General features: G+C 39.4%; 5 protein-coding genes. 2 read left to right on the top strand and 3 right to left on the bottom strand.

Translation table 11 applies throughout. The features are described 5' to 3' along the window. Positions 1-63: 63 nt before the first annotated feature. Positions 64-1,200 (bottom strand): hypothetical protein, encoded by a 1,137-nt coding sequence (locus FJ366_01310; protein MBM3894216.1) that lies wholly within the window; start codon positions 1,198-1,200, stop codon positions 64-66. 2,299 nt (positions 1,201-3,499) lie between these two features. Between FJ366_01310 and FJ366_01305 the strand changes: the two genes are divergently transcribed. Then, positions 3,500-4,807: a hypothetical protein gene (locus FJ366_01305; protein MBM3894215.1), complete on the top strand. Its 1,308-nt coding sequence runs from the start codon at positions 3,500-3,502 to the stop codon at positions 4,805-4,807. Positions 4,808-4,987: 180 nt separating this feature from the next. Beyond that, positions 4,988-5,392, top strand: coding sequence for a hypothetical protein (locus FJ366_01300; protein ID MBM3894214.1), 405 nt, complete (start codon positions 4,988-4,990; stop codon positions 5,390-5,392). Positions 5,393-5,463: 71 nt separating this feature from the next. Here FJ366_01300 and FJ366_01295 read toward each other — a convergent pair whose 3' ends face one another. Both FJ366_01295 and FJ366_01290 read right to left on the bottom strand, forming a co-directional pair. Next, the gene (locus FJ366_01295; protein ID MBM3894213.1) at positions 5,464-9,225 is read right to left on the bottom strand and encodes an AAA family ATPase; all 3,762 of its coding nucleotides are present in this window, start codon (positions 9,223-9,225) and stop codon (positions 5,464-5,466) included. A 101-nt stretch (positions 9,226-9,326) separates the two neighbouring features. Continuing rightward, a complete protein-coding gene (locus FJ366_01290; protein MBM3894212.1) occupies positions 9,327-12,059 on the bottom strand; it encodes an AAA family ATPase in 2,733 nt (910 codons plus the stop codon). Positions 12,060-12,063: the final 4 nt, after the last annotated feature.

The following is a 12,063-nucleotide window of genomic DNA, read 5'->3' as shown; positions in this document are numbered from 1 at the left end:
TATCTTCTCAAGGTACGCATATTTTATCTGTTTGAATAGTCGTAAAAAAGAATTGTTTACTGTTTATGCATCAGTAGCGCCATCCCGAGCCGTTTCAAGCCGAGGAGAAAAAACGCTGGTGATTGCATCGGTGATCCCATCGGTGAGGATTTCTGAGCTTGAGATCGTGATCGAGTTTCTTGGCACAACAATCGCGTGCTGGTCGATCTTTGTGTGCATTCCGGTCGGATCAAAAGCCCAAAGCCCTGCGTCACCACATCCAAGGTCGTCAAAAAAGTAGACTCGCCAACCATCACGGTTGAATTGATCGAGGTTTTTTTTGATTTCAAAAGGGTTAACCTTGCTGAATGGAATGAGGTATGTCAGCTCTTTGGTTTCTGCGGTAGTTGTTTCTGTTCCTTCTGGGAAAGCAATGGTGTTACCAGTTAACAGTACGAATCTTGTTTGGCCTAACTCTTTATATAAAATATTTTTATTATTATCCCTTTTTGTTTCTCTCGCTCCTGTAAGAAGTTGACTCATAAGAAGGTTGTACTGAATTAACGCTTTTTTATTTTCGGATTGTTTTACAAATCGGTGTACCCGTTTGGCATACGCGCGCGAGTAGCTTGAACGTTGCTGTGATTCAGCCAGCACCATGAGTGTTGCGATCGCGCCAAGCTGCAGAGTTGATTTGTGTTTGGTCCACCAGGAATCTTGCAAAAAAAGGCTGGTCATGCAGTTGAGAATCGTTGGATGCAGCGTGGGTGTTGTCCCAACGCAATCGATATTCATGGTAAGGTTAGTCGATTGGGGTTGTTTCAAGATCGTAATGGTTGCAATTGTCGGGGTTGTTTGAGCAATTCCGGTAATGTGCACGAATAATTCAACAGATTTTGGGCTTGTTTTTCTGAACAATAAACCTTTTTTGATCGAGATTAGTTTTTGAAGGTCAGAAAATTGGCTGCACGATAGATTTTGTAAAAAAGAATGGCTTTTTTTTGTTCCAAAGTAGCTTGCAAGTGTTGAACCATAGATGGTTTTTGATAAATCAAGGACAAATGCTGGTGGTGTTGCGGGAATTGTTTCTTTTTGCTCGTAAGAAATGGCGCAACTGCTTACAAGTGTTGCAGGTGCTTTGCTGACGATAATTGTTGGTTCAGCGGGCAGAGAAACGCTAAAAAAGAGTAAAAAACTAAAAAAAAGACGCAGCGATGACATAAAAATCACAGAATTTAAAACAACATAATAATCGTATGATAAAGAGTCTTTTGAGCTTTGTGGGGTAATTTTTTAAAAATAAAAAAAAGCATCTTTTTTTACGTTTTTTTACAAAAAAGGTATTCAAGAAGGGTCTTTTTTGTCAGGTGATCTTTTAGCGGTTATTATTTCAGCCTGTCTTCTTTTGAGCGGAGAAAATTTTCTTTTTTCATAAAAATCATACAATTTCTTCCAGGATATGATTTTTTATTCGGGTGCATTTTTATTTTTTAGACTTAAAGAATCTTAAAAAAGTATAAAAAAAGGGTTTTTTATGAATACAAAAATAAAAATGATGTGTTTGATGCTTCTTTTGGCATCAAATGTGATTGGACAACCGGTGTTACTGGTTCCCGGAGCGCAAACGACAGCGCTTTCTACAAAACAGGTGCAAACGGTCCACGTGACTGGCGATGTAGCATCGTTGGTACAAAAAAGAATGACCGTCTCGGCGGAAGAAATTCGCTGGTTGAAGGTTTTTACCAAAAAAGATGATTTAGTACAACGTATAAAAAATAACGAAAGCAAGCTTGCCAGCGAGCTGCGATTGCTTTTTGCAGCAAAACAACCAGCCGTTCTGGCAGTTGTTGCAGAAAACGAATTTGATTCAGTTGTTATTCAGCTTTCAGTTGATACAAAAGGCGCGCATGAAGCTGTGGTCTATTCTGCAGCGGAGTGTCCTGCGTGGGTTGCGCCATTGGTTGACGCGAGTGCGCAGGCTACTGATGCTTCGTGGTCACTTGCCAAAAAATTAGGAGTAACCGGATTGGTTACCGCATTGGTTGGTGGTATTTCTACTGCTTTGTATGTGGGTGTTAATATCTTAAGAGACTTTTCATTAGATACGAGAGATTTTTTTGGTTTAGGCACAGAAGAACAAAGAAAAGAAAGACAAGAAAGACAAGAAAGACAAAGAGCAGAAGAAGCAAGATTAGCAGCAGAAGAAGCAATTCCAGTTATTACTTCGGTGGCAGATTTTGAGGCAAATAAAACACAAGATGAGCTTTTTGTGTATGTCAATGGAAATAGGTTTCGTCTTACAAAACATAAAACATATAAAAATGCTTTTGCTGTTAATACCTTAGAATGGAGACCAATTATTGCTTTCATTCATCAAAAATATTCCGCTTCTCTTGCGGGAAAAAATCTTGCACAAGAAAATATGGCGCCAGCCCGTTTGGTATTAAACGAATCTAGAATTTTATTTGCTTTTAGGCTTCCAGGCTATGGTTCTTATGATGTTACAAACCTCTTTTTCCCAACAGAGCCAGAAAAAATCGAATATTTTTCGTATCCGAATGATCAAGAAGCAGCTGCTATAGAAGATCTAAGAAGAGTTGAAGAAAAAAGACAAAGAGCTGCAGAAGAAGCAGCAGAAAAGCGAAGAGCAGAAGAAGCAAGATTAGCAGCAGAAATAGAAGCAAGACAAGCAAAGCTTAGAGCAGAAAGAGAAGCAAGAAGAGCAAGGCTTAGAGCAGAAATAGAAGCAAGAAGAGCAAGGCTTAGAGCAGAAGAAGCAGAAGGAAAAGTCTGTTCTAAGTGCACCTATGTGAACGAGCCATCTGCGCAAACGTGTACACTTTGTCGCGCTTCTCTCCCTGTGGTCGTGCCTTTCCTATCTCAATTGCGTACAGCGATTGAAGGCTTGAAGACATCCTCGTGTACCGTACAATATGAAGGAGAAGCAGTTGCAACCACTTTAAAATATAAAGACCTTGGTTTTGAAAGAGCAAACTTTGGTCAACTTGCTGAATTGATGAATCAAGGACAAGCTGCTTTAAATACCCTTGCAGATGTTAGATTTACTGTGCCTTATTCGGAACTCAATCAAATTGCTGGAAATTTATATCTTGGAACATGGCAATTTACGCGAGATTATTGGCTTGCGCAAGATGAAGCTGCGCTAGCTGGTGTACCTGGAAAATATGGTTTGACCCAAAAGCCGGCAGTTGTTTTATTTGTTGGTAATTTAGATCAACGGATTGGTAATGAGGCAAATTGTCACGTTTGTGCGTGTCTAATGGAGGGTCATCCTGTTGATTGGCCCTGTGGACAAGAGCATCGTGATATGATTGAGCTTCGTAATCTATGGAGAGCTGCTAAAGTTGCACCTGAGCAAGGCGATCAAAACCCTTTTTGCGCAGAGTTTAAAAAAGATGGTGTTACATTTATTTATTGTCCATTTTTAGAGAGTTCAAACGCAACTGAAGATCAGTTTGTATCCAGATTCTTGCCTGAAAAAGATCGCGTTTTTGAATTAATGACGAACGCTCTTGACTTAGGTCGACCGGTAATTATTCACTGCATAGATGGTGTGAACCGAAGCTTGGCAATCACCGTTGCCTACTTGTTCGAGCAAGCAAAACTATCAGGTATAGAAGGTCGCAACGATAGTCGGGTGATGTGTGATATGATTTCGCTCTGCGCAAGTAAGCGTAAAGGCGTGAAAACTATTAATAGTTTGAAAGAGTTAAGTCAGGAAAATATACAATATTATGGCATGACATTAAGAAGTGTTGTTGAATATTACCTTGGATGTTCTTGGGGTAGCAAGGCGCCTTCACCAGCGTTAGCCCTTGCTGCTGCAAGTGCACTTAGGTTTGAAGGTACACCTGGTTGTGGTGCTGGCGGAGCGATTCATCCTGCCGCAGGTGTTGGTCGACGAAGTGAAGTTTCGGCGGTTGATCCAACGGCTGAGGTAGTTCCTGATTACTTGGCAGACATAAATACGAAAATTAAAAACTTTACAGCACCTGGGTTTGAAGAAATTTCTGATGAGAAGTTGAGGGAAATGATTGAGCGTGGGGATTGGTCTAATTTGAAATCAAAAATGGCGACGCACGTAGGTTACGATATCAGCATGTACTTGCCATTTGCAGATATGGGAAGTGGTTTGTTTTTGGGAAATGATAATGCGACAACGAAAATTTTTGAAGAAAAACGAAAATTGACTACCATTGAGATTAACAGATTAAATGAACAAATGTGGCTCACTGGATCAGAGGATGGTGTTGCGTTGATAGGTCATCCCGGATTTGATAGTCTTCCTGGCGCACTTAGTGATGGTACGAATTTTGATCTTATTTTGTGTGTTGCTGCATATACAAGCGAACGAGCAACTGATATTGCTTTAATAAGAAACACATTTAGATCGTATGGGAAGTTTAATGGTTCTGGCGGTAAAGAATTTGACATCTTCACAGGAAGAAATGCACAACGATTTATTTATTGTCCATGTGATGAGAAAGATGATATATCAAATTTTCATACTCAATTTTTGCCATACAGTGAAAAAATATTTGCTTCTATGGATGCAACGTTGAGCAGTGGAGGGCAGGTGCTTGTTCATTGTATGGGAGGACAACATCGAAGTGCGACAGCATTGTTCTCGTATATCAAAACACGATTGCCTCATTTAAATTGTTGGAGAATCATCAATTACATGAGACATGTTCGTGATGTGGTAAAAGATCCACACGATGCATTGAAAGGTAATAGAAAATCTAACATGTTGAATTCGGCAATTAGATATTTTGTGGGAACTCCATGTGCTTGGGTTTCTGAATGAAAATAATGCATCTGTTTAAGTGACTTTGGGGCCCGGAGAAATCCGGGCCCTGTTATTTTGTAGTGTTGAAATTTTATAAAAAAGCATACTTTTTGTGGGTGATTTTGAATAAAAAATAATTTTTACTCGGCTGAGGTAGGTTAAAAAGAGTTGAACAAAATTAAATAAAAAGAGGTTTTTATGATGATTTTAAAGAAAATGGCGTTAGTGTTGGCAGTTGTTGGTTTTGGTGCGGTTTCGGCTGGATATGTTGAAGATAAACGAATTCAAATTCAAACTCACTTTGCATTTATCGATTCACGGGGTGATTTGGATCAAGATGCGAAAACGAGAGGTAAGGCAAAATATGCTGAAGCACAGTATATCGCTAATAAAAAATTTAAAGACGCTGTTGATGGTGGATATTTTGCTGCACGCTATGGTGGTGAAGAGCCAGGTACCATTGTGCTTGAACAGCATACTTCAGCTGAATATCAAGCGGTTATGGATTATTCTTTAAATCGTTTTTTAGATATTGTTGGCGTAGATGCATCTGCGTATCCAGATAGACCTGCTGAATATTGGTTTGAGGCAAGTCGTTGGTAAAAATATTTTAAGCATAATGTGGTCGGGCCCGGAGAAATCCGGGCCCTGTTATTTTGTGTGACTGGGAAAAATTATTTCTCGAGCAAGATATCTAGGGCTTCATCGATTGTTTTTACCAAAATAATGGTAAGTCCAGTAAATTGTTGTTTGAGCGCTTCCATCGTTTCCCGGGCGCATTCTGGGACGATGAAATTGGTAATTCCCGTGCGTGCGGTGCCCAAAATTTTTTCTCGGTATCCACCGACGGGGAGTAAGTTGCCCAGTGCATCGATTGCCCCGGTGACGGCATATCCAGGTTTTACCGCACGTTTGGTGAGAGCAGAAATGAGCGCAACTGTTTGTGCGATTCCTGCAGAAGGGCCATCAAATTCTTCGTAATGTTGTTTGATAATTGCAAAATCAGATGTTGAAAGTAATTCACGATTGATCTGATATTTTTCTGCAAAATTTTTAATAAACATGAGTGATTGTACTTGTGATGCCTGGGCTGTTTGGCCACCAAGTTCATTTTTAATAAGGTTGCCACTGCCACCAGGGATAATTGAGGCTTGTGTTTTGTGAAGCCCCCCACCATCGGATCTGCCAGCGCACATGCCATTTACCACACCAATAAGCGGAACGGTTGCTGGAATTGCAGCAGGATCGTTTTTGAGTTGCAAAAGATCTGGATATTGGTCTTTGAGTATGTCTACGACCGAAAGCCTGGTGAGTGGTTTTTTCTCGATAATTAATCGCGCATATTTGTTTGCTGCGATGTACAAGAATCGTTTGAGGTTACGTACGCCATATTCGGTGATGAGTGTTGTTTCTACCAAGTCGTCGATCATGCCATACAGATGGCCTGCAACTTCGGCATTAAATTTAAATTCTTTTATGATGTCAGGGACAATCATGTTTTGGGCAATTCCAACACGTTCTGCTTTTCCGTATGGTGAGAGTTCGATTTTGTGTAAGCGATCGCGCAATGCGTGCGAAAGACTCGAAAGATCGTTGGCAGAAGCGATGAATAAAATTTTTGATGCATCGATATCAAGCCCCAAAAAGCCATCTTTAATGGTTTTATTTTGTGCAGGATCGAGAATTTCCAGTAATTGATATTGCACATTTGGACATGCTTTATCGATTTCGTCGAGCAAAATTACAGGGTTTAAGCATTCGGTTGTGCACAATGCTTTTCCGATAGCTCCTGGCCCTTCACCAAACATTTCATGTTCTCCGATAACTCCAGTCAGACTTTTGATCGATTCGATTGGAATGCGTACAAAGGGTCTATTGAGCGCTTTTGCGATTGATTCAGCAAAGGTAGTTTTTCCGATGCCCGGTCCACCAATAAAACAAATATTTTTACTGATGGTTGTTTCGGCAGCAACAAATGACCCTGCTAAAAAATCTAAAATGAGATTTTTTACTTGCTGGAGTCCAAAGTGTGTTTTATCAAGTTGGTTGCGTGCAAATTCGAGAGACTTTTGTTCATTTGCGTATTTGTTGAAGGGAAATTTACGAATCCATTCCATGTAGAGCAAGGTGATTGAATTTCCCCCTCGCCATGGTTTAAGAGCGATAATGTGATTTTCGATTTTTTTGAATTGTTCGGGTGTGATATCAAGACTTTTTATGACATCATTGCAATATGCGGTGATATCTTCTGCGGGGTTGAGTGTATACGCACTGAGTACCGGTGGAATGAATGAGCGTAGATTGTCCGGAGTAAGGTTGAGCGTTGTGTTGTTTGTAAAGAGGCTTACAACTTCTTGAAGCACGAGCGAATTGATTGCTCTGCTTAGCTGATTTAATCCTTTTTCTGACGGAGCTACAATTGAACAAATTTCTGTGATGCATGCAGCTATTTCGCAATAAATATCAGCGGCGTTTGAGTTACTGAGGTATCTGCTTGAGATTGCGCTTGGTAATAATTTTTTTTCTGCGATATTAATTTTTTCTTCAAACGAGTAGCCTTCCAGGTTGATAATTTCCATGTATTGAAGCATTGATGAAGGAATTTCTGACAAGTCTTTTGCGGTTGCGATAAAAAAAACATTCGAAAGATCCATTTCAAATCCAGAAAATTGATCGGGGTACGCAAAATTTTTATGGGGATTTAAGGCTTTTTCCATAAAGAGCAAGTTAATCTTGCTTGCTTTGTCGATGTTATCAAGAATAATTGCCGGTGCTCGTGATTGAGTGGTGCAAAATGCTTTAAAGAAATCACTTGGTTCTGCGCCTGCAACGTTGGTTGGGTCACCAGGAAGATTTGCGATGCTTGAAAAATCGATAAGAAATGACTGTCTGAGCGTTGCGTCGGCGAGTGCTTGAGCGCAGTGAGTTTTTCCGGTGCCCGCAAGACCCACAAAGCAAATAGCTTTTTTGTGCTCAGGTGTTGAAATTGAGTTTGCAATGAGCAGGGTAAGCATTTCTTGCTGTGTTTTTTTCATCCCAACAATATTTTGGCGTAAGATTTTTTTTGCGGATTCTTTTTTAATAGCCGGGATTTGTTCTTTTTTGAATGGATATTGTTCGATGTAGTGTTTATACAGGTTCCCGTTGGCAAGTGCATCAGAAAGTTTAATTTTAATTGATTTCTGAAAGTGCTCTGGAATTTCTGGCGAGGTGTAGTCTTCGATGGTTTCTTGTTCTTTGAAATACCAAGCAAGCTCGTCTTCGGAAAGAGATTTTTTTTCAGGATTAAGAATGTAATCAAATGTTATTTTTCGAATAATTCGTTTGCAATTTTTAAACGACTGATTTGTTTTTTTCCATAGTTCAACGAGAGCTGGAGTTGATTCGTATAATGTTTTTTCGATAAATTCCGGCAGTGAGTACAGGGTGATAAGTTCTGGAATTATGATGCTTTGAATGATGCCGGTGCGTTCCTGATCGGAGTATTCGCGTACTAAAATGTTTTTGAAAAAATCGTTGTATTGAAAGAAAAAAGTGTCCGAAAGTTTATTTTTTTCATTAATGATTATCGAAAGTGCATGTTTAAAGGGAATTTCGATTTCGGTGCTGCGATCAATTACAGGGGTTGTTTTTTTTGTGCAGCAGTTTATGAGAGCTGTTACTTCATCTTCTGAGAGTACGTGTATATTTTTGAAAATAAGCACACATGATTCGGTACCTGCTTTTGCAAATGCTTCAAATAATCGTCCATGTTCTCCAAATCCCATGTCGGGTCTGCCAAGAAGAGATGAACGCCACATGTCTTTGGCAAAATTAATAACGATGTATGGTTTACCAAGAGCTTTTGCGATTTCTTTGGCGATTTTTCCAGCAGGGTGAGATCGAGGGGTTGTAAGAATGAGCGTTCTTCGTTCTTCCAGGGAGAGTTTTTCGTTAAGGGCAAGAGTGTTTACAACTTGATTGACGCAATCTTGCGAAAAGAAACTATTTTTTTCGAGTGCTTCTCTGACGTTAGCATTATCGCTGTAGAGCGTATCTTGGGGATTTGGGTTGAATGGAAAACTTTTTAAATGTTTTAGCAATGTGTCGCGTTCAAATTGATTAATTCGTTTAAGAATTCTTTTGAGAGGAGGAATGTTTTTTGAAGGAACACCTAGCAGCCTGAGTTTGACATCCAGAAAAAAAATAAGTTCTAAGATTTTTTTGTATTTGTAAGCAAGATATCCTCCAGATGTAAGCATTGTTGTAATTTTCGCAATTCCAGACCGAGAGAGAGATGGGTTGGTGAGGTTTTTATATGCGGAAACTAAAAATACAATACCAGCAGTACATGTTCCAGGATTATTGTATACATCATCGATCAGGTCTGGTTTTATTGAAGTGCTGGTTATGGAAAAACAAAGTACAGTAAACAAAAAAGATTTTAATGTCATCATACTATTTCTACAAAAACATTTAATTCATGACGCACATCGTACCTGGAAGTTTCATTTTTGGGAAATAGTTGATTAAGTTTGTTTCTTTTTTTTCGCTACAATTATGGTTTTTCAAGAAGAATGTTAACTGCCTCATCGATTGTTTTTACAAAATGGACGGTGATTTCTGGTAATTCTGGAAGTAGCGTTTCAATCGTTCTTCGCGCACATTCAGGAACAACAAATTGTGTTATTCCCGCATAAATAGTTCCTTGAATTTTATCACGATAGCCGCCGACGGGAATGAGATTTCCGAGTGCATCCATTGCACCAGTGACAGCATATCCTGGTTTTACAGGACGTTTTGTAAGCGCAGAAATAAGAGCAACTGTTTGCGCGATTCCCGCAGAAGGTCCATCAAATTCATTATAATCTTGTTTTGTAATAGCAAAGTCAGAATTTTTTAATATTTCTGAATGTATACCAAGCTTGTCAGCAAATGTTTTTATAAACATAAGAGTTTGTTGGTGTGATATTTGTGCGGTTTTACCACCAAGTTCATTTTTGATGAGAAGGCCGGTTCCGCCAGGGATAATGTTGGCTTGAATTTTTAGTAATCCTCCGCCGCAAGCTCCTCCGGCATACATGCCATTTACAACGCCGATAGTTGGAATTGTAAGAGGTTTTGAGGCATCCCATTCTTGTAAGATATCAGCACTTTCTGCACCAATAATTTTTTCGGCGGTGATTTCTTGAATGAGCTTTGTTTTTTCGCTTGTTTCGGTAAGTTCGATAAACGCCAACTGTTCAGCCGCTTTGGTGAGTAATTGGTTGAGTTTGCGAACTCCGGCTTCATATTGGGACAGTATAATTGTAATTTCTGGTGTAATTTTTTCTAACGCTGCGACAGACTCGTCTTGGAGAGGGATCAGTTGTAGAATCTTAGGAAGCAGGTGTTTTTTTGCTATTTCAAGACGTTCCTGCACTGTGTAGGGATGAATTTGGACAAGTTCCATACGGTTTAAGAGCGGATGAGGAATTCTTTCTATATCGTTAGCAGTAGCGATAATCAGAGCGTTAGAAAGATCTATGTTAATATTTAAATAATGATCTTTGATTGCATTGTTTTGGTTGGTGTCAAAAGCTTCCAAAAGTTCTGTAAAAAGTGAGGCATCCATTTTATCGAGCTCATCAAAGAGGATTACTGGGTATTGGCTTTTTGCAGAGATGAGGGCTTTTGCAAGGTGCCCGGGGTGCTGCTGATATTCGTTAGAAAAATTCCTGATATTCGAGAGAGAAATTTTGATAAATGGTCGGTTTAGCGCTTTTGCGATAGATTCTGCTGCCATTGTTTTTCCAACGCCAGGATAGCCATGAAAACAGAGAATTTTTTTTGATTTGCCGTTGCTTTTCAAAAATCCAGCAAGGTATTCGCAAATTATTTTTTTTATGTGCCAGATTCCGTAGTGAGTTGCATTGAGCTGGGCCATGATTTCAGAAAACTGTGGTGTCTTTGGTTGCTGAGACACAAAGGGATATTTTAAAATCCAGTCGACATAGGTCCGGATGAGCGTTGCACTTGTTTTGTCTGCATATCCTTTAAAATCGCTGATTCGATCTTCAATTCTTCTGAATATTTCTTGAGACACCCGCAAGCGTTTGAGGTGCGTATTGGCGTACATGATAGCATCTTCTGGGGTATCAGAAAGTCTAAATTCTGAAAATTGTGGATCTAGGTACGATGAAAGATTCTCTTTTGTTATTGAAATTTTTTTTCCCATAAGAAAAGCGGTGTAATATTTAGCAGCTAAAGACTTGAGTGCTTGTTGGAGTGTTCGAACGCCATTTTCGCCTTCGATAGTTCGAGATGTTCTTTCGATAATGAGTGGCATTAGTGCGGTTAATTCTGCAATAGCATCCTCTGGAAGGTTGTATTCTTCTTTGAGTTTTGGGATAAAATTTTTGAGTGCAATTATTTCTTTTTCTTTTGGGGTGTATGGATCGACATTAATAATCGTCATCCGGTCTTTAATCGCTGAAGGAATTTTAGAAAGATCGTTAGCTGTTGCGATAAAAAAATGGTTAGAAAGATCGATTGGAAAATCCATAAATGTATCTTGGTATTCACTATTTCTTTCTGGGTCAAGAGCTTCAAGAATAGTTTGAGCTGCTTTGTTATTGAGTTTATCAAGTTCATCAAACAATATGACGCTGAATTTGTTTTTGAAGTTGGTATGCAGCTTCATGAATGCACCGGGTTCTGAGCCTTCATAGGTGTATTCAAATCCTCTGAAGTATTTTTCATCATTTCCCATCGAAAGAATATTAAACGGTCTATTCATAGCACGAGCAATTACTTGAGCAATTGAAGTCTTTCCCGTTCCCGATGGCCCAACTAAACAAATTGGGCGTAGCTTGAGAGATGGATTGAGTTGCAATAATGCAACTTGTTCGAGTATGTGCGTTTTTACAAGATTCATTCCATGGTGAGATTGGAGTGTTTCGTGTGCTTTGCTCAGATTTACTGCTGGTGGAAATTGTTTTTCCCATGGGTATTTAAGGACGTAGGAAATATAGGTATTTCTTCTGAGGGAGGCATATTTAATTTTTGAGGTAATAATTTTTTTTATGTGCGAAGGAATCGCATTTTGTGCTAAAAGCTGATTCATTAAAATGGCTTCGTCTGTTGTTGCAGAAAAATGTACCCATGCAAGGTAAATTGATGCCAGAATACTGAGGGTGATAACGGTGTCGCGAGTTCCGCGCATAAACCCACCAAAGCTTGCAGCCTTATTGAGTGATGGAGCAAAAAGAAGAGCGATTAACGTGGTTTTTAAGATTGTTTTTTGTATCATAGTC

Source organism: Candidatus Dependentiae bacterium (assembly GCA_016871815.1).
GTDB lineage: Bacteria > Babelota > Babeliae > Babelales.
The sequence above is the reverse complement of the archived record's forward strand: the minus strand, read 5'-3'. Positions and strand labels throughout refer to the sequence as shown.